Source organism: Cupriavidus pampae, assembly GCF_914271485.1.
Lineage (GTDB): Bacteria > Pseudomonadota > Gammaproteobacteria > Burkholderiales > Burkholderiaceae > Cupriavidus > Cupriavidus pampae.
In genome coordinates this window covers 44,238-63,033 of the sequence record NZ_CAJZAG010000010.1, presented here as the reverse complement: position 1 = coordinate 63,033, position 18,796 = coordinate 44,238, and the positions used below count along the sequence as shown (strand labels likewise).

Here is an 18,796-nt window from a genome sequence, read left to right as displayed (position 1 = left end):
TCAGCGGCCGCCAATGCTTCCACCACCATCGACGCCCAACACCTGGCCCGTAATAAAGCCGGCCGCGTCCGAAAGCAGGAAACACACCGCCGCGGCGACCTCGTCGGGCGTGCCCAGACGGCCCATCGGGATCGATGACAGCACCTTGCGTTCACCCTCGCTGCCCACCGGTCGCGATTTGCGGAACAGCTCGGTTTCGATCGGGCCCGGTGCGACCGCGTTGGAAGTGATGCCGTACTCCGCCAGCTCGAGCGCCCAGGTGCGCGTGCACCCGACCAGTGCGCTCTTGGCCGCCGAATACGCCGTGCGGTCGTAGCCGCCATGAATGGCCCGGCTGACGATATTGACGATACGGCCCGCGCGCCGCTGTCTGAGGCTTTCCACAAAGAACTGCGTGACCTGGATGGCCGCGCGTACGTTGAGGTCAAGTACCTGCTGCAGCGTGGCAAGGTCGATCGCGCCGAGAGGCTGCGGGCTGGCCACGCCGACATTATTGACGATGCGGTCCACGTCATATGTCTCGGACAGGCACGCCAATACCTGCTGGGTCTCTTCGATGTCCGCGAGGTCACAGGCGAATAGCCGGCCCGGAAACGCCACGCCAGCCACATTGCGGGCCAGCCCGACGACCTCGTGTCCCTGCGCGGCCAGCTGGCGTGCCACGGCGAGTCCGATGCCCTTGGAGGCACCGGTGATCAGCACTGCGGTATCGCTCATGCGGTAATCTCCCGTCGATGTCTCTGCAGTAACCGCGATAATGCCAGCTTGGCGCCGATCCCGCTTTCCGGCCGACGCCAGATCCTGAACCAGACCAAATCGAACGGAGAACAAAGAATGATCGTGGAGATGCGTATCTACCACTGTGCCCCGACGCGCCTGCCGGCACTGCTCGACCGATTCAACAACATCACGCTCGGCTTTTTCGAGAAGTACGGCATCCACCAGATCGGCTTCTGGACCACGCTGGCGGGCCCGAGCAATCATGCGCTGACCTACATGATCAAGTGGGAAAGCCTTGCCGAGCGTGAGCAGAAGTGGAACGCGTTCCAGGGCGACAAGGATTGGATTGCCGCACGCGCGGCCAGCGAAGCCGAACGGCCGATCGTTGAACGCATCGAGAACCACTTCCTCACGCCGACTGCATTCTCGGTGTTGCGCTGAGCGGGCCGGGGAGTATGCGGTAGCGCCTAACCCTGCGGCCGGCGGTGCAGCACCGTGGTGTACGCAAACCGGTCGGCAGGTTGCAGGCTCACCGACACTTCGATCAGCGCACCGTTTTGATCGAAGTACTGCCGCACGAACTGCAGGGCATGCGCATTCGGTTCGGCCGCGAGCCGATGCGCGAGCGACTCAGGAATGCCAACCGCGCGCACGGTCTGGCGAATTTCCCCCACATAGCCGTTGTTGACCTCGCAGATCAGGTCACAGATCAGTTGCTGGGTTTGCCGAAGCTTGCGGCGAATCTTCTCGCCATCGGCACTGCGCACGTACACGTGGTACCACGTTACCGCGCGTTCGGGATTCGTGGCATGAAAGCGCCCCGCCTGAATTTCCATCCAGCGCGTACCGGGCTCGCATCCGAGGTACTGTGCCAACGCGATATCGGCGACCAGATGCCGCACGCTGTGAATCGCGCGCTCGGTGTTCGCGCTGTACTGCATCAGCTCGTCGATGGTCGAGATGCTGGGCATGTACTCAGGCGGCCGTGGCGTCAGCGATTCCACGCGCGTACCCACGCGCTTGCGGCGCGAGATCAATCCAAGGGTCTGAATCTGATCCAGTGCGGAGCGGATCGTGCCGCGGCTGACTCCGTATCTCTTTGCAAGATCGAGTTCGCCGGGGAGGCTGGTGCCGACAGGGTAGGTTCCGGAAGCGATCTCTTCCAGCAACTGCCCCGTCAGCTCTTGGTAACGCGGGGTCATGACGTCGTCACGGCCATTCGCAGGCCAGGGTGGGGGCCTGCGGATTATATAACCGGGACCGCGTCATTCAAGCTTGATATTCGCGTCCTTGACAACCTTTGACCAGCGCGTCATTTCCTGTTTGACGTAGTCCATGAATGCCCCCGGCGTGGAGCCGGTTGGCACATAGCCCAGATCGCCAACCGTCTTGCGGAACTGCGGGTCGGCCAGCACCTGTGCGACGGCCTTGTTGAGCGTGTTGATCACCGGCGTGGGTGTGCCAGCCGGGGCGAGCAAGCCGTACCAGCCTTCCACCTCGTAGCCCTTCAGGCCCGCCTCCTGAATCGTCGGCGTATCGGGTGTCAGCGACAGTCTCTGCGTGCTGGTCACGCCGATCACGCGCAGCCGACCGGCCTGGGCCTGGTTGAGACTGTCGGGGCCCGCGAATACCGCGTTCACCTCGCCACCCATCGCGGCCGCGATCGAGGGACCGCCGCCCTTGTACGGGACGTGCAGCAGCTTTACGCCGGCCATGGTCGAGAACAGTTCGAGTGCAAGGTGGCTAGTGTTGCCGTTGCCGGCAGAGCCCACGGAGACCTGACCCGGATGGGCCTTTGCGTAGCTGAGGAACTCCTGCACGGTCTTCGGCCCGAACTTCGGATTCGTGTAGAGCACGAGGGGCAGCTTGGCCACCATCGACACCGGCGCGAAATCCTTGACCGAGTCGTACGGCAGATTCGGATACAGGCTTGGGTTGATCGCGTGCGCGGCCAGCACCATCACCAGCGTGTAACCATCGGGATTGGCACGCGCCACGTACTGCGTGGCAATCGAACCGCTGGCGCCGGCCTTGTACTGCACGACCACCGGCACGCCGAGCGCCTTCTGCAGACCCGCCGATAACGGGCGCGCGACCACATCCGCGGTACCGCCCGGCGGATAGGGAATCACGAGCTCGATCGGCCGATCGGGGAATGTGGCCGCGCTGGCGGCCGTGGCGGCAGAGAACAGCACGCCGCCGATAAACTGTTTGATCTTCTGGTTCATTTGTCTCGCTCCATCTGTCTGGCCATCTGATTTTTTAATGTCGGTTGCTCCGATGTCGGTTGCTCCGATTTGCCCGTGGGCTCAGAGTCTGATCATCGGCTCCGCGAAGGTCAGCCGCGCTTCGGTCACGGCCTGCAAAGCCTGCTGCGTCATGCCTTCCACCATGGCCTTCACGACGAAGCCCTGGCCAGGCTCCACCGCGATGATCGCGAGGTCGGTGTAGACGATATCGACCGATCCCTTGCCCGTGAGCGGGAACGTGCAACGCTCCAGCAGCCGCGGCTTGCCTTCGCGCGTGGTGTGTTCCATCACGACGATGACCTTGCGCGCGCCGGCCACGAGGTCCATGGCGCCGCCTATGCCTGGCACGCCCTCGGTATCGTCAGTGGCCCAGCTGGCGATATCGCCGTCGCAGGACACCTGGAACGCGCCGAGGATGGTGGCGTCGAGATGCCCGCCACGCATCATCGCGAACGACAACGACTGGTCGCAGATCGACGAGCCGAGAATCAGCTGCACGCGCGCTTTGCTGGCGTTGATCAGGTCCTCATCGCCTTCATCGCCGGGCGACAGGTCGCCGATACCGAGGATGCCGTTCTCGCTATGGAGGATGATCTCCTTCTTCGGATCGAGGTATTTGGCCACCAGCGTTGGCAGGCCGAGGCCGATGTTCACGTAGCTGCCCGGCGCGATGTCGTCGGCCACGCGTTGCGCGACCGCGTCGCGGCTCAGCTTCTGGATAGTGTTCATTGCTGGCTGTCCTTTCGCACGACCCGGCTCACAAAAATGCCCGGCGTCACGATCTGCTCGGGCGGTAGCGTGCCGAGCGGCACGACCTCATCGACCTGCACGATCGCGCATTTGGCCGCGGTGCACATCACCGGCCCGAAACCACGCGCGGCCAGTCGATAGGTCAGGTTGCCCCAGCGATCGGCGTGGTGCCCCTTTACGAGCGCGAAGTCCGCGTGCAGCGGTTCCTCGAGGACGTAGCCGCGGCCGTTGTAGACGGTTTGCGGCTTGCCGTCGGCGATCGGCGTGCCGAAGCCGGTCGGCGTATAGAACGGGCCGAGGCCCGCGCCGGCGGCGCGCATGCGCTCGATCAGCGTGCCCTGCGGCACGAGCTCCAGCGCGATCTTCTTCTCCTTGTACAGCGCGCGGAACACGTCGCCGCCCGAGGACTTCGGATAGGTGCAGATCATCTTGCGTACGCGACCGGCGGCGAGCAGCGCGGCCAGGCCCGTGGTGCCGGTGCCGGCGTTGTTGCTGATGACCGTGAGGTCCTTCGCGCCCTGCTCGATCAGCGCGTGCAGTAGTTCGACCGGCAGGCCGGCATCGCCGAAGCCGGTCACCATGACCGTGGCGCCGTCGTGAATGCCGGCCACCGCGTCGCGCAGCGTGGGTGCAATCTTGTTGATCATGTCGTTCCCTGTGGCGATGTGTTACAGCGCGGCCGCGGTGCCGAGAATTGCAGTGGACTGGCTGGACAGCGTGGCGCCGTTGCCGTGCACCAGCGCGATCTCGGCGTGTTGCTGGCGCGCACCGGCTTCGCCGCGCAACTGCCGCACCGCCTCGATGACGAGGAATACGCCGTACATGCCCGGATGCCCGAACGAGAGGCCGCCGCCGTTGGTGTTGACCGGTAGCGAGCCGCCCGGCGCGATATTGCCGCCGCTGACGAAATTCCCGCCTTCGCCCTTCGGGCAGAAGCCAAGATCCTCGAGGAAGAGGATCGTGTTGATCGTGAACGCGTCGTACAGGCACAGCAGGTCGATATCGTCCTTGCTGACACCAGCCATGCGATAGGCACGTGCGCCGGACTCCTGTGCCGCGGTGACCGTCAGGTCTGGCATCGACGAGATCTGGCGATGCCAGATCGCGCTCGCGTTGCCAAGCACATAGGCGGGCTTATGTGGTGTGTCGCGTGCGCGATCGGCACGCACCAGCACGAAGGCGCCGGCGCCGTCGGTCAGCAGGCAGCAGTCGCGGATGGTCAGCGGGTCGCAGATCATGCGCGAGGACAGCACGTCGTCGATGGTCAGCGGATCGCGCGAGAACGCCTCCGGATTCAATTGCGCCCAGCCACGCGCGGCTACGGCGACTTCGGCCAATTGTTCGCGTGTGGTGCCGTATTGCGCCATATGCCGCGCGGTGGCCAGCGCGTAGGCGCTGATCGGCTGCATGGGCTGGTAGGGGGTCTCATAGGGCTGGGGGTCGAGGACCTGACGCATCTTGGTCACGGCCGCGCGATCGACGGCACCCGTGCGTTGCGTGCTGCCGTAGCAGACCAGCACGGCATTGCATTCGCCCGAGGCCAGTGCATGCATCGCCGGCAGTAACTGCGCGACGAAGCTGGAGCCGCCGAGCATCGTGCTGTCGAGGAAGGTCGGACGGATGCCGAGATACTCGGCGACCGGCATGCCCCACATCGTGGCGGAGGCACTGCAGGTGCACAGACCATCGATCTCGGCCATCGTCATGCCGGCGTCGGCCACCGCGCGCGCGGCGGCCTGGGCGAGGATTTCCATTTCGGTAAAGCCGTGGGCAGTGCCCATGCCAGCCTGACCCACACCGACGATTGCGGTAGCGCCGCGCAGATGGGAATCGCTCATGCCGATGCCTCGGTAAGTTGGAACACCACGAGGTGGCTGTCGTTGTCGTTGCGCAGCGTGGCGCGCACGCGATCACCGATCTTCGGTACGCTGGCTTCGACGCCGTCTATCTGGCTCATCATGCGGAAGCCTTCGTCGAGGTCGACGAGGCACAGGTTGCGGTCACCACCGGCTTCGGCGGGGCGACGCATGACCGTCGTCGAGTAAATGGTGCCGCCACCGGCTGGCGCGACCCAATCGAAGGCTTCACTGCCGCATGCAAGGCAGTTCACGCGCGGGAAGAACACGAACGTGCGGCAGCTCTGGCATTGCGGCACGCGCCATTCGCCTGACTGCAGATAACGGAAATAGGTCTGTTCAGGACCGACGGGCTGCGTGCCGTCCTGAGGTGCGGGTTTGGGCATGGTCTGTCTCGTGGTGTCTGCTTGTACGAATCAAATCGGGTCCCAGCACACCACGTCGGGCGAGCGCTCGAGTTCGTGAAAGCTGGTCTGCATGGCGGGAATCGCCACCTCGGCGATGCGCTCGGGGGTCCAGCCTTCGCTGCAATGAACGGAGCGCACGGGCCGGGGCTGGCTGAACAGCAGGATCTCGTTGGCGCGCACGCCGAAGATCTGACCGGTCACCGCACTGGCCGCATCGCTGACCAGATACACGGCCATCGGCGCGATCTTGTGCGCCTCCATCTTCTTGAGTTTTTCCACGCGCGCGGCTTCCTCGGGCGTGGTGGCCGGGATCGAGTCCGTCATGCGGCTCCACGCGAACGGCGCGATGCAGTTCGAGCGCACGTTGAACTTCTGCATGTCCAGCGCGATGGACTTCGACAGCGCGGCGATGCCGAGCTTGGCGGCGGAATAGTTGGCTTGTCCGAAGTTGCCGATCAACCCCGACGTGGACGTCATGTGCACGTAGGAACCGCTGTTCTGCACTTTGAAATGGGGTGCGGCGGCGCGACTGACGAAGAAGGTGCCGTGCAGGTGCACGTCGATGACGGCGCGCCACTCTTCCTCGTTCATATTGTGGAAGAAGCGGTCGCGCAGGTTGCCGGCGTTGTTGACGATGCCGTCGATGCGTCCGTAATGATCGAGCGCGCTGGCCACGATATTCGCGGCGCCCTGCCAGGTGGTCACGCTGTCCGTATTGGCGACGGCGGTGCCGCCCGCCGCACGGATCTCCTCGACCAGACGATCGGTGACGGTGCCGTCGCCGCCTTGTCCGGTGAGCGACACGCCGACGTCATTGACGACGACGCTTGCGCCCGCCTTCGCCAGCGCCAATGCAATCCCACGGCCAATGCCGCCGCACGCGCCCGTTACCACCACTACCTTGCCTTCCATGCTGTCTGCCTCGCTGTGTTCGAACCGTTGCGTTCAAATCTTTATGTTCGAACATATTCTGTGGCATGGACATATGGAAGTCAAGACGGATGCAAGAAGCGTCGTGTGTGATGCTGGCGCCGCCTGATAGATGCGGGATCAGCGCATGGCGAATCCCGGCGTGGCGCGCACAAGTTCGCGATCGTCGATCGGCCAGTGCAGGGCCGCGGCGATGACGCCGAGTGCCATGGCGCACAGCCATACGAGGTCGTAGGAATGCGTCGACTCGAAGACCACGCCGCCGAGCCAGACGCCGAGGAACGAGCCGAGCTGGTGCCCAAAGAACACGAAGCCGAACAACGTGGCGAGGTAGCGCACCCCGAAGATCTGCGACACGATGCCGTTGGTCAGCGGCACGGTGCCGAGCCAAAGCAGGCCCATCGCCGCGGCGAATGCATACAGGCTGAACGCGCTGAGCGGCAGCAGCACGAACAACGCCATGGCTGCGCTGCGCGCCAGATAGATCATCGATAACGTGTACTTGCGGGGATAGCGGCCGCCGAGCAACCCGAACACGTAGATGCCGAGCACGTTGGATAGCGCGATGATTGCGAGCGCCACCATGCCATCGCGCGGCGGCATGCCCTTGTCGACGAGGTATGCCGGCAGGTGGTTGGCGATGAACGCCAGCTGGAATCCGCACGCCAGAAAGCCGAGGTTCAGCAGCCAGAAGCCGGAGTGGCTGAATGCCTCGCGCAAGGCCGGCAGTAACCGGGGATGGTCTGCGGTGGCGTCGTGGGACTGACTGTTCTGCTTGTCATGGAATGGCAGGCCCATCGGCAGCAGCGCCAGTGCCACGATGGCGAACCAGACCAGCGCGCCAGCCCATCCCAGGCCGGACAGCATCGCCTGCGCGGCCGGTACCAGCAGAAACTGCCCGATGCCGCCGATGGCGCCGGCCACGCCAAGGGCCCAGCTGCGTCGCGCGGGTGGGACCATGCGGCTCAATGCGCCGTAGACCACGCCGAACGTGGTGCCCGACTGCGCAATGCCGATGCAGACGCCGGCGGTCCACACGAAGGTCTGCACATTGGTGGCGTGGGTCATGGTGATCAGGCCCACGGCGTATAGCAGCATGCCGCCGACCATGACTTTCCATGAACCGAAGCGATCGGCAAGCATGCCGGTGAGCGGCTGGGCGAGACCCCACGTGAGGTTCTGCACGGCCATCGCGAAACCGAAGCTCTCTCGAGTCCAGCCGCGATCCATGATGATCGGCAGCAGGAACATGCCCTGCACGTGGCGCACACCCAGCGCGATGCCCATGATCAGGCCGCCCGCGAGCACGAGGCCCCAGGTCTGTTGCCACCAGTGTTGCGGGGAGGGTTTCATGAGCGATTGGTGTGGGTTGGGCGATGACCCTATTTCAGGCGACGCCGCGGCCGTACGCAAACAAAAATTGCGACGCTTTGACATTCCGTCTGTGCATGGCAAATCGCTGGCGGAAGTTGGGCAGGGTGGCTTCACATCGTGCTGTAATGCCACCATTCCACCTTCACGCATGAGGTCTTTGCATGTCCGTCGCGCTTGCAAGGTTGTTCTCGCTGGATTTGCTCAAGGGGTTTGTGGCCGTCGGCCGTCGCATGAGCGTGACGCAGGCCGCGGACGACCTGTGTCTGACGCAATCGGCGGTGAGCCGACAGGTGCGTGCACTGGAGGAGCAGCTCGGCGTGCAGTTATTCGTGCGCCAGCATCGTGGCGTGGCTTTCACGCCGGAAGGCGAGCGTCTGTTCCGCACGGCCGATGCGGCGTTGCAGCAGATGCAGGATGTCGCCGCCGAGATTCGGCGTGGCGAGGGGCATCAGCCCGTGACCGTTACCGCTAGTATCGGTGTGGCGGGGTTGTGGCTGTTGCCGCGGCTCAATTCGTTGCAACGCAGATATCCGCACCTCGATGTGCGGCTCTCCGCCAATAACCAGATCAGCGATCTGCGTGCTGACGGCATCGACCTTGCGGTGCGTTACTGTCGCGAAGCTGCGGCGCCGGTCGATGCATTGCGACTGTTTGGCGAGACCATCGCGCCGGTCGCGCATCCGTCGCTAGGCGTGGAGGCGGTTGAGAAAGTCGACGATCTCGCGCGATATCCGCTGCTGGACTTCGACGACCCGCGACCGTGGTTGCAGTGGCGCAGCTGGCTCAATCAACGCGGCTTTCGTCAGGCCAGCAAGCGAGGCATCCTGCGTTTCAATCTCTATGACCAGACCATCCACGCGGCGCTGGCAGGGCAGGGGGTGGCGCTGGGTCGGCTGGAGTTGATCCAGCCGCTGATCGAAGGCGGCCAACTGGCAGTGGTGTCCGCGCTGGCCAACACGGTGCCAAGTCCCAACGCCTACTGGCTCATCCACGCGAACGCCCATCCGCGCGAGGACGTGCGGCGTGTCGCGGATTGGATTCGTAGCGAAGCCGCGAAGGTTGGCACGTCAATACCGCACACGGCGGTCCCGCCACCGGGCGCGCTCACGAAATAACTGCCCGATGCGGTGACGCGGTAACAGTCGCCGCGCGCGAGCACCACATCCTCCGCCTGCCGCCGCTCGCGCGTCTCCATGGTCAGCCACAGCGTGCCCCGACGGCAACGCAGCACCGCCCCGGGCCGAAGCAAGAGCGCAATGCAGGATCGGTCGGTAAGGATCATGTACATGGGAAGCTCCAGTGGACGCCTTCAGTGTGGAGTCCTCACGACCGACCTGCCATGATCAATGCGTCGCTCAACTATGCCGGATGCGCATGCCCCGATGCACCCGGACGATCCCGCGCGTGAGCCACCATGTACAGATTGACATCGGCTTCGATGACCAGCTTGCCGTCATTGAAGATCGGCACGCCCACATCCGGGATGTTGCCGAAAACGCGATCGTCGTAATGCCACAGCCTGAGCTTGACTGTCTTAAGCTCTTTGGCATCCGGATGAGACGGATTGATCAGGATGTTGCTCTCCTCCGGAATCACTGATGAGGGTACGCGAAGCAGGGCGGGGCCCTCCGGATCCAGCAACCACTTGCGGCCCAAATCCAAGCTCGTCAGGGCTGCGGGTACGGCATCCCAGCCGACAGGTGCAGTCTCACACGTCAAAACCCTCGCGCGCTCCCAAATCGCGATCGGGACATCGATTCGTATCAGAAATCGGTCACGTTGAGTGGATGCTGCCGACAGATGCGCAGACGACTCCAGGCATGCCAGCGATACGTTGCAAGCGGTGTAGACGACCGGCATACCTCGCGGGTTCCAGCGGCCTCCGCCAATGCGCGCGCCGTCGCCGGTCATCGCATCTGACGCGTACTCAGGCGTCTCCCTCGCTATTCTCCAGACTGATACCGTCATACACACGTCTCCCCACGATCAACTCGCATCAGATAGCGAATCTTCTCCCGGCCTTCGCGGGTTTCCATCAACTCCAGAGCGCACTGGCCCCGGAACAGCGGCAGCGGATAGCGCAGCCATTCCTCCACGCAGCGGATGGCATCGACATTCCTCCCGGATTCGTCAGCAGCTTCCTGGACATCGCGCACGAGCTCTAACAACAGTGCGCTACGTTCCAGTTGTTCGGCGACGCTGAATCTCGATCGTGCGTTGTTGTAGTGCATGGCTACCTCCTGGCGTGATGGGTTGGCACCAATACGGACGCATGGTGCACGAACGATTGTCCAATCGATTCGCTCGAAAAAGCGCACCGCCACGCAAAATCAGAGTTGTCTCATCTTTTCTCGGAACGAGATCGTCAAGCGGAAGAGGGGCGCGTGTGAACAGGCGTTGCCGTGGCGAGACAGGTGTTCGCCTCAACACGTGGGTGCTGGCAGAATCGCATGTCTCACCCACACGAGATGCGCCCCCATGACATATCGAATTCGCTTCAACGCCTTGCAGTCGGTCCGTTCGTCGATGGTTGCCGCGCCCTGCGCCGCCTTGCTTGCGCTAGCAGCCAGTGGCGTCAGCGCGCAAACGTTTCCCGTTGGCCCTGTCTCGCCTGCCGTGGATGGCACCTACACGCGGCTCGAGAGTGCGCCGCTGGTGAAGAAGGTGCTGGCGGACCTCCAGGCCGATGACGCGCGCACGCTTGCCGAACTGAAGACGATGGTGCAGATCCCGTCGCCGCCGTTCAAGGAGAAGGTACGCGCCGAGTATTTCCTGTCGCGGCTCAAGGCGTTGGGGCTTGCCGATGCGCATATGGACAGCGAAGGCAATGCGATCGGCGTGCGCAAGGGCACCGGCAACGGTCCACGCATTGTCGTGTCGGCTCACCTCGATACCGTATTTCCGGAAGGCACCGACGTCACCGTCAAGGAGCGCGATGGCAAGCTGTATGCGCCGGGCATCGCCGATGACACACGCGGCCTCGCCGTGCTGCTGTCGATGATCAAGGTGCTCAACGACAACAAGGTGCGCACCGTCGGCGATATCGTGTTCGTCGGTAACGTTGGCGAGGAAGAGCTCGGCAACCTGCGCGGCATGAAGGCGCTGTTCCGCGACCATCCGGACATCGACGGCATGGTTGGGCTGGAGCCCGGCACCGGCGGCAGCGTGTTGACGCAGGGTACCGGCAGCCATCGCTACGAAGTCACGTTCCGCGGCCCCGGCGGCCACAGCTTTGGCGCGTTCGGCCTGCCGAGCGCGATCCATGCGATGGGCCGCGCGGTGGGCAAGATCAGCGATGTGCGCACCCCTACCGATCCGAAGACTACCTTCACGGTCGGCACCGTCGGTGGCGGCACATCGGTGAACGCCATTGCCGGCGACGCGCGTATCGCGATTGATATCCGCTCGAATGGCACTCCCGCACTGCTTGAAACCGAGAAACAGATCATGGCGGCCATCGAGGCTGGTGTGAGCGAGGAGAACAAGCGCTGGTCCGCCGAAGGCAAGAACCAGATCACCTTCGACAAGAAGCTGATCGGCGATCGTCCCGCCGGTCAGACCGCGACCGACTCGCTGATCGTGCAGTCCGCGGTGCGTGTGATTCAAGGTAACGGTAAGGAGAAGCCCTCGCTGCGTGGCGGCAGTACCGATGCGAACGTGCCGATGTCGCTGGGCATTCCGGCGGTCATTCTCGGTAGCGGCGGCAAGGCCGGTGGCTCGCATTCGCGCGACGAGTGGTTCGATCCCACCAATGCCTGGGAAGGCGCGCAGCTGGCGATGACGACGGTGCTGGGCCTGGTCGGTGTGGACGGCGTGGTGCAGCCGGTTCTGCCGAAGCGCGCGCGTTAAGCTGTGTTTCGTTCCATCTCCCTCGGGCAGAGGGAGATGGAGCAATCTTTATCGCGGCAATGTCGGAATCTGCTGAGGCGCGCCGCCCGGCAGCGGGCTCTGCGCAACGTTGAGCACCGCGGCCAGCATGCTGTAGTAGCCGTTGATCGCGATCAGGTCGATCACGCCACGCTCGCCAAAGCGGTCCTTGATCCGCGCATAGGTCGGATCGCTCACGCTGCGATTGCGCAGCAACTCGTCGATAAAGTCGTAGACCATCTCTTCGTCGGCGGTCATGCCCGTGGGCCGACGACCCTCGGCAATCGCCTGCGTCACCGCCGGTGTCACACCCGCCTTCAACGCGAGCTTCTGGTGTGCGAGCCACTCGTACTGATTGCTCCAGTCGCGCGCGGTCAGTAGGATCACGAACTCGCTCAGCCGTGGATCAAACGCGCTTTCATAGCGCAGGTACGAACCCATGCGTTGCAGTCGGTTCAGCAGCTCCGGGCTACGCAGCAGGGGCACCCATGGTCCCGCGCCGACATTGCGCGGTGCGCCGCCCGCCGGGGCGCCCTCGGATAGCAGTTCGATCGATTTCTTCTGCGCATCGGAGAGCTTGTCAGCCGGAATCGGCGGCATGCGGTCTTCGGCGGCAAAAGCATTGCCGACCAACGCGGCGAGCGTGGCGGCCATCAGGGCGTGCTTGAAAGTCATGGTGTCTCGGAGAGTGTTGTTTTCCCCCATCATCCAGTCGGGTGATGACGGGCGTAGCTATTCTGCTGCAGCATTCGTCAGACGCCAAGAGCGGAAAGCCTGCGTGAACGGGGAGTAGCATCGGGCCGATGGGCGCGGCGGACAGCCGCCGCGCCCGTGACGCCTCATGACCCTCCTACGCTTCCCGCTAATGCGTAAAGGCCCCGTTGGCGTGGGGCGCCATCCCGGCAAGGGATGGCGGGAGCGACCCGGCTTCCGGTACGACAACATCGAGCCACGCTCGTATCTCCGAGGGAGGGGCTACCTCAGTTCGGATGTCGTACAGCACCTTCGTCCCCAGCGTGACATAACTCGTGGTGAAGGCCCTTGAAGTATCCCGACTGTTGTCCACCAGCACGACGGCGTCAGCGAGCGGAATGGCATGTCGAATGGCCTGCTGCGTGCGAGCAAACCGACTGAACAGTTTGGCGCGCGCGACATCATGCCCGCCTCTCGATACGCGCAACGCGACGCGAGCGCACGACAAGGTAGGACTGGCCAGCCCGACAAACGTTAGTACGACGAAGTAGCCCCTCGCCTGCAGCATGCGAATCAGGTCCGCCTTGCTTGCGTGCGTCCCATCGAAGCGCTTGCGCCAGTATGAAAAGACGGTCTCGATCGCAAATGGGGCAGAGTCCGCCGCGGCGTGCGCGGTAAAACTTTCGACGCCCTTCTGCGAAATCGACATCCAGCGCGTGCTGCGGTCCCGCAAACGTTTAGCCCACGGCCGCAGCTGACCGGCCGCGTTGGGCTCCGGCAGGATTGACGCCATCATGCGGTCGGCGTTGATCATCGGGACCTTCAGCTCATCCGCCAACCGCTCATACCACATGGCTGATTTGCCGGAGCCATTGTGGCCAGCGACGATGATGGCCAGGGGTCTGCCGGTCGTCCGATTGCAAATGGTGGCCAGCATCTGCCCATCGAACGTCCGGTTCCATGGCAGATCGCTCATGCCGGCACCTCCTCAAGCACGAAGGCCTCGCCAAGAAAATAGCCACGCTCGCTCTGGTCCCGGTAGTAGCGCACCACGCGGGTGGGATCCTCGGGATCGGCGACCCAGATCGGGACGTCTTCACCATAAGGAAGGGTCACGCCCACACGGCCGATCTGTGCGAAGAACGCTCGCATAACTCTGGCACTCTCGCGAATGCCTTCCTGAACCTCCTCCTCGGTCGGCTTCCTGACAACAACCGTGACCGACCCGCATGTGGACGTCACGTACTCGCATACTTCCTCCGGTTCCGCTTCAGGTACGCCGCGTGCCATCGCCTTAGCGTCCACGTTGTGAGTGGCACCGGTGTCGCTGACCTCTGCGATGCTTTTCATGTTCGACATGGCTTTTCTCTCCAAGGTTGAAACTGTTCGTAGACCCCCGTCCAACGCTGAAAGGCATTCTGCGCCGAATGTGGTGCGTATGCGCGCGTCGACACAAACTGACACGTGAATCGTGTGTTTTGCGTAGCCGATCAGCGAAGTTAAGCGGGGAGGAGAGAAAAACGTGCGGTGTCAGCGGGCGCGTAGCGCGTCGACGATGTTCATGCGGGCGGCGCGCAGCGCTGGCAGGAAGCCGCCGATCAGGCCCATGGTCATCGAGAACAGCAGCGTGCGCACGATGACCGACGGGGTCAGCAGGAAGCGGAACGAGAGGTCCGCAAAGGTCTGGAAATTGGTCGTCGAGAACGACGCAAACTGCATCAACGCCGCACCGGCAAGGCCCGCAATGCCACCGACGAGGCCCAATAGGACGGCCTCGATCAGGAATGCCACCAGCACGTTTGCGCGCTTGAAGCCCAGCGCGCGCAGGGTGCCGATTTCGGCCACGCGGTTCGCCACCGAGGCATACATCGTGATCATCGCGCCGATCATCGCGGCAATCGAGAAAATCGTCGTGAGCGTGACGCCGAGGAGGTTGATGAACGTGGACAGCGCGCGCGACTGATCGCCGTAGAAAGTCTGCTCGCGCTTGGCCTCGTTGGCCAGTCGCGGATCGACGTCGATATCCGCGCGAAAGCGCTCGAACTGGTCGCTGCGCCCCAGCCGCACAACCATCGCCGAATAGTTGGTGCGCCGGAAGGCCTGCATCAGCTGATCGACATCGCCCCAGATCTCGGAGTCGAACCCGCTGCCGCCCGCATCGAAGTGCCCGACCACGGTCCAGTCGCGCTGGGCGAAGTGCAGATGCTCGCCAATCTCCATGCTGCTGAAGCCCTTGGCAATGCTGCTGCCAACGATGATCTCCGACGAGCCAGGGCGAAACATCCGCCCCGCGATCAGACGGATCTGCGGACGCAGTTCCAGACCCTTGGGCGATACGCCACGGATCACGACGTTGGACGCCTTGTCTGAGCCAATCTTGTTCAGCGAGATCAGTACCACCGCCTCCTTCGAGGACATCGGCCGCCCATCGCCCCCGAGCGCCACCGCCGGATGCATCTCCATGATGCTCGCCTGGTCGCGATAGATCGCGCTCTGGATCTCGGTATCCGCGCCCTTGCGAATCACCACCACGTTGTCCTGCTCGCCGGTGGTGACCAGCGTCTGCTTGAGCCCCGCATCGAGCATCAGCATCGTCGCGTAGACGAAGACCACCAGCGCGAGCCCGCCGGCGGTCAGCGCGGTGGTCAGCCGGCGCGCCCACAGGTTGCGCGCGATGTAAGAGAACGGAATCGCCATGGCTAGTGCATCCTCGCCGGCCCGTCAGCCGATGGCCCGCAGGCCCTCGACGATACGCACGCGCGCGGCCTGGATGGCCGGCACGATGCCCGCCACCACGCCGACCACGAGCGCGCACAGCGCCTGCATCTGCATGGTCTCGCGCGAGACACTGAATACCGGCAGCACGCCGCCCACGGCCTGCTTGAAGATCGCGGCCAGTGGCGGCGTGGCCAGCATGCCAATGGCACCGCCGACCAGCCCCATCAGGATCGACTCGCCGAACACGATCAGCGCCAGAAAGCCGGGGCCGAAGCCCAGCGCCTTGAGCGTGGCGTACTCGACCGTGCGCTCGCGCGCGCTCATGGCCATTGCATTGGCCATCACCGCCATGATGATGACGATGACGACATAGGACACGAGGCGGATCGCGGCGATGATCTGGTTGGACATCGCGACAAAACCGAGCTGGAACGCCTGCTCGGTCTCCGTCAGCGTTTCCGCGAGCGAATTGTGGAACACCGCATCCACATTGCGCGAGATCGTGGCGGCGTTATCCGGGTCGGCCACGCCGAGGATGAACACGCCAACCTGATCCACCTGACGCCCCGTCCGCTTGCGCACGGTCTCATTGAGGTAGTCGTAATGGAAGAGCATCGTGCGCGTAATGGTGCTGGCATCGCGGCCGTCGAAGATGCCTCGTACCACGAACTCCCACGTTCCCGGATAAATCGTGCCCTTGATCGGAATCACATCGCCAATCTTGAAGCCGAACTGATCCGCGAGCTGGCGCCCGATCAGCGCGCCCTTGCGGTCGCGCCGGTAATCGGCGCGCTGCGCCTCGGGCAGCACGAACTCCGGGTAGAGGTCGAGGTAGTTGTCCGACACCGCGAACTGCGCGAAGAAATTCTTGGGATCCCGATAGGTGCCACCGAACCAGCTCGAGCGTGCGATCAGCGTCACGCCGTCCACGCCGCGGATGCGATTCTCGTAGCTGAGCGGCAGCGGAAACACCAGCGAGATGGCGTTGCGCGTCACGAGCCGCGCATTGGAGGCCGCCGCCGCGCCCGCGTACCAGGCGTCCACCACGGTTTGCAGCAGGCCGAACGCCAGCACTGCAATGACGAGCCCAAGCAGCGTCAGCGAGGTGCGCAGCTTGTGGCGCAGCAGGTTGCGGGAGATCAGCTTGAGCACATACATGGCAATGGTCCGCTCAGCGGTGTCCCTCTCGATCCAGCTCCCCGCGGCTTAGCTCGCCCTTTTCGAGGTGTACGAGCGACTTCGCCGCGTTGGCCGCATGCGCGTCGTGCGTGACCATGATGATGGTCTTGCCGAGATCGCCGTTGAGCCGCTGCATCATCGCCAGGATTTCGCTCGCGGAGGTACGATCCAGATCGCCGGTGGGCTCGTCGGCGACGATCAGCATCGGATCGGTAATCAGCGCGCGCGCGATGGCCACACGCTGCTGCTGGCCACCCGACAGCTCGGACGGATAGTGGTCCATGCGGTCGGCGAGGTTGACCATGTCGAGCACCAGTTCCACGCGCTCCTTGCGCTCCGCGCGCGACAGTCGCGTCATCATCAGCGGCAGTTCGACATTTTCGAATGCCGTCAGGACCGGCATCAGGTTGTAGAACTGGAAGATAAAGCCCACATGCGCGGCGCGCCATTCCGCCAGCGCGGATTCCGGTAGCCGCGAGATATCGAGCCCCGCCACCAGCAACTCGCCGCTGTCAGGCCGGTCAATGCCCGCGATCAGATTCAGCAGCGTGCTCTTGCCCGAGCCCGATGGTCCCATCAGCGAGATAAAGTCGCCCTCGGCGATCTCGAGCGTGATGTCGGTCAGCACCGGCACCGTCTGCGCGCCGCGCCGATAGGACTTGGCGACATGACGGATATCGACGAGGGGCGTCGCCGTGGTCGATATGGTCGCCTTGGCCGGGTTGTCCGAGGGCGAGTTCATGCCTTCTTTGCCACGCTGACGCGCGCGCCATCCTGCAGTTTCTCGCCCGGCGACAGCACCACGACGTCGCCCGGCTTCACACCCTGCACAGAGAGCAGATCGCCGACTTTGGCACCGGCGGTCACCGGCACTTCGGCCGCCTTGCCGTCGCGAATCACGAATACCACCTGCTTGCCGTCGCGCGAGACCACCGCGCCGGGCTGTACCGCAGTGACCGCCTTGCGATCCTCGGGGGGCGCGGCCTTCGACAGGAAGGCGATCTTGGCGCTCATGTCGGGCAGCACGCGCGCGTCGCGATCGACGAAGCGCACCTTGACCAGCACGGTTGCCTTGGCGCGATCCACGGTCGGCACGATGCGCGACACCTGCCCCGCAAAGCGCGTGTCGGGCAACGCGTCCAGCAACAGTTCGCAATTCTGGTTTAGCGTGATCTTCGCGATATTCGACTCGGCCACGTCGGCCTCGACCTCGAGCGTATCCATATCCGCGATCGACACCACCGCGCCCTTGGTATCGGATGCCTGCGAGAACGGCGTGATGTTGTCACCGACGTTGGCCTGCTTGGTCAGCACCACGCCGTCGAACGGGGCGCGAATCACGGTCTGATCCACCGATACCTGCGCGGCCTGCGCATTGGCCTGGGACGATACGATCGATGCGGCGGCGCTGCTGACGGAGGCCTTGGCCTTGTTGTAGCGCGCCAGATCGGCGTCGTACTGGGCCTGCGAGATTGCCTTCGGCTCCAATAGCGTCTGCGACCGGCGCAGGCTGATCTCCGCGTCGCGCAGCTCCGCCTGCTGTAGTTCGAGGTTGGCGCGGGCTACCTTGACCTGCGCGGTGGCCTGGGCGAGCGAGGCCTCTACGTCGCGGCTCTCGAGCCGCGCGATGATCTCGTCGCGCTTGACGCGCGAGCCTTCGAGCACGCCGAGCCATTCGAGGCGACCCTGCGCCTTCGAGGCGACCGCCGCCTTGCGTTGTGGCACGACATAGCCCGTGGCGTTGAGCAGCGTGTAGTTCTGCGTGGGATAGGCGGTGGTGACGGTGGCGGTCTCCACGGCCTGCGGACCGGCCAGCCGCATGGCAATGCCGGCGAGCACCAGCAGCACGACGACGACGGCCGCGTAACGCAGCCAGGGACGCCGACGGCGCGGCGCCGCGGCGGGCGCGCGGCGGTCGATTTTCAGCTTCGATAGATCTTGATCAGCCAATTGACGGAACCTGTTGCCGTTGTGTGGGCGCTGTCGGAGGCGCTGCGTGAGGCGCCACCGTCGGAAATGATTGCGCCCCCCGAAGTATAGCGTCGGTCGCACG

At 64.0% G+C, this 18,796-nt stretch carries 21 protein-coding genes and 1 pseudogene; 3 read left to right on the top strand and 19 right to left on the bottom strand.

Annotation, left to right across the window (positions count from 1 at the left end; genetic code table 11):
- On the bottom strand, window positions 1-717 hold the full coding sequence (locus LDO41_RS24290; protein WP_223992963.1) for an SDR family oxidoreductase: 717 nt from the start codon (window positions 715-717) through the stop codon (window positions 1-3).
- Between the two features lie 117 nt (window positions 718-834).
- Between LDO41_RS24290 and LDO41_RS24285 the strand changes: the two genes are divergently transcribed.
- Window positions 835-1,161 (top strand): NIPSNAP family protein, encoded by a 327-nt coding sequence (locus tag LDO41_RS24285; RefSeq protein WP_223992961.1) that lies wholly within the window; start codon window positions 835-837, stop codon window positions 1,159-1,161.
- 26 nt (window positions 1,162-1,187) lie between these two features.
- On the opposite strand, the gene LDO41_RS24280 is transcribed toward LDO41_RS24285, so the two are convergent.
- From LDO41_RS24280 to LDO41_RS24245, 8 genes are all read right to left on the bottom strand, one after another.
- Window positions 1,188-1,922, bottom strand: a complete 735-nt coding sequence (locus LDO41_RS24280) for a GntR family transcriptional regulator (RefSeq protein ID WP_223992959.1) — start codon at window positions 1,920-1,922, stop codon at window positions 1,188-1,190.
- A 63-nt stretch (window positions 1,923-1,985) separates the two neighbouring features.
- Complete coding sequence (locus tag LDO41_RS24275; protein WP_223992957.1) at window positions 1,986-2,948, bottom strand: tripartite tricarboxylate transporter substrate binding protein; 963 nt, start codon at window positions 2,946-2,948, stop codon at window positions 1,986-1,988.
- An 81-nt stretch (window positions 2,949-3,029) separates the two neighbouring features.
- Window positions 3,030-3,698 (bottom strand): 3-oxoacid CoA-transferase subunit B, encoded by a 669-nt coding sequence (locus LDO41_RS24270; RefSeq protein WP_223992955.1) that lies wholly within the window; start codon window positions 3,696-3,698, stop codon window positions 3,030-3,032.
- Window positions 3,695-4,366 (bottom strand): 3-oxoacid CoA-transferase subunit A, encoded by a 672-nt coding sequence (locus LDO41_RS24265; RefSeq protein ID WP_223992953.1) that lies wholly within the window; start codon window positions 4,364-4,366, stop codon window positions 3,695-3,697. Before LDO41_RS24265 ends, LDO41_RS24270 begins: the two co-directional genes overlap by 4 nt.
- A 21-nt stretch (window positions 4,367-4,387) precedes the next feature.
- Window positions 4,388-5,557: a thiolase gene (locus tag LDO41_RS24260; protein WP_223992951.1), complete on the bottom strand. Its 1,170-nt coding sequence runs from the start codon at window positions 5,555-5,557 to the stop codon at window positions 4,388-4,390.
- A complete protein-coding gene (locus tag LDO41_RS24255) occupies window positions 5,554-5,961 on the bottom strand; it encodes a Zn-ribbon domain-containing OB-fold protein (protein ID WP_223992949.1) in 408 nt (135 codons plus the stop codon). Before LDO41_RS24255 ends, LDO41_RS24260 begins: the two co-directional genes overlap by 4 nt.
- Window positions 5,962-5,991: 30 nt before the next feature.
- Window positions 5,992-6,894 carry an SDR family NAD(P)-dependent oxidoreductase gene (locus LDO41_RS24250; protein ID WP_223992947.1) on the bottom strand — a complete coding sequence of 301 codons (903 nt, stop codon included), beginning with the start codon at window positions 6,892-6,894 and terminating at the stop codon, window positions 5,992-5,994.
- 138 nt (window positions 6,895-7,032) lie between these two features.
- Window positions 7,033-8,265 (bottom strand): MFS transporter, encoded by a 1,233-nt coding sequence (locus LDO41_RS24245; protein ID WP_223992945.1) that lies wholly within the window; start codon window positions 8,263-8,265, stop codon window positions 7,033-7,035.
- A gap of 182 nt (window positions 8,266-8,447) precedes the next feature.
- Here LDO41_RS24245 and LDO41_RS24240 point away from each other — a divergent pair, with 182 nt between their 5' ends.
- Entirely contained in the window at window positions 8,448-9,401 is a 954-nt protein-coding gene (locus tag LDO41_RS24240; protein ID WP_223992943.1) for a LysR substrate-binding domain-containing protein, read from the top strand.
- A gap of 41 nt (window positions 9,402-9,442) precedes the next feature.
- On the opposite strand, the pseudogene LDO41_RS24235 reads toward LDO41_RS24240, so the two are convergent.
- The 3 genes and pseudogenes from LDO41_RS24235 to LDO41_RS24225 form a co-directional block, all read right to left on the bottom strand.
- Window positions 9,443-9,568, bottom strand: a pseudogene (locus tag LDO41_RS24235) (hypothetical protein); the annotation flags it as partial.
- A gap of 77 nt (window positions 9,569-9,645) precedes the next feature.
- Entirely contained in the window at window positions 9,646-10,254 is a 609-nt protein-coding gene (locus LDO41_RS24230) for an RES family NAD+ phosphorylase (protein ID WP_223992942.1), read from the bottom strand.
- Window positions 10,251-10,517 carry an antitoxin Xre/MbcA/ParS toxin-binding domain-containing protein gene (locus LDO41_RS24225; protein ID WP_223992941.1) on the bottom strand — a complete coding sequence of 89 codons (267 nt, stop codon included), beginning with the start codon at window positions 10,515-10,517 and terminating at the stop codon, window positions 10,251-10,253. Before LDO41_RS24225 ends, LDO41_RS24230 begins: the two co-directional genes overlap by 4 nt.
- A 247-nt stretch (window positions 10,518-10,764) precedes the next feature.
- On the opposite strand from LDO41_RS24225, the gene LDO41_RS24220 reads away from it, so the two are divergent.
- Window positions 10,765-12,135 (top strand): M20/M25/M40 family metallo-hydrolase, encoded by a 1,371-nt coding sequence (locus tag LDO41_RS24220; RefSeq protein WP_377743133.1) that lies wholly within the window; start codon window positions 10,765-10,767, stop codon window positions 12,133-12,135.
- Window positions 12,136-12,183: 48 nt separating this feature from the next.
- Here LDO41_RS24220 and LDO41_RS24215 read toward each other — a convergent pair whose 3' ends face one another.
- The 7 genes from LDO41_RS24215 to LDO41_RS24185 all read right to left on the bottom strand — a co-directional run bounded on the left by LDO41_RS24215 (window position 12,184) and on the right by LDO41_RS24185 (window position 18,693).
- A complete protein-coding gene (locus tag LDO41_RS24215) occupies window positions 12,184-12,828 on the bottom strand; it encodes a carboxymuconolactone decarboxylase family protein (protein ID WP_223992940.1) in 645 nt (214 codons plus the stop codon).
- Between the two features lie 187 nt (window positions 12,829-13,015).
- Window positions 13,016-13,822 carry a zeta toxin family protein gene (locus LDO41_RS24210; RefSeq protein WP_223992939.1) on the bottom strand — a complete coding sequence of 269 codons (807 nt, stop codon included), beginning with the start codon at window positions 13,820-13,822 and terminating at the stop codon, window positions 13,016-13,018.
- On the bottom strand, window positions 13,819-14,205 hold the full coding sequence (locus LDO41_RS24205) for a hypothetical protein (RefSeq protein WP_223992938.1): 387 nt from the start codon (window positions 14,203-14,205) through the stop codon (window positions 13,819-13,821). The genes LDO41_RS24210 and LDO41_RS24205 overlap by 4 nt, the downstream gene beginning before the upstream one ends.
- A 171-nt stretch (window positions 14,206-14,376) precedes the next feature.
- Entirely contained in the window at window positions 14,377-15,543 is a 1,167-nt protein-coding gene (locus LDO41_RS24200) for an ABC transporter permease (protein WP_223992937.1), read from the bottom strand.
- 24 nt (window positions 15,544-15,567) lie between these two features.
- Window positions 15,568-16,722 carry an ABC transporter permease gene (locus LDO41_RS24195; protein WP_223992935.1) on the bottom strand — a complete coding sequence of 385 codons (1,155 nt, stop codon included), beginning with the start codon at window positions 16,720-16,722 and terminating at the stop codon, window positions 15,568-15,570.
- Window positions 16,723-16,735: 13 nt separating this feature from the next.
- A complete protein-coding gene (locus tag LDO41_RS24190; RefSeq protein ID WP_223992933.1) occupies window positions 16,736-17,485 on the bottom strand; it encodes an ABC transporter ATP-binding protein in 750 nt (249 codons plus the stop codon).
- On the bottom strand, window positions 17,482-18,693 hold the full coding sequence (locus LDO41_RS24185; RefSeq protein WP_223992932.1) for an efflux RND transporter periplasmic adaptor subunit: 1,212 nt from the start codon (window positions 18,691-18,693) through the stop codon (window positions 17,482-17,484). Before LDO41_RS24185 ends, LDO41_RS24190 begins: the two co-directional genes overlap by 4 nt.
- Between the last annotated feature and the right edge of the window lie 103 nt (window positions 18,694-18,796).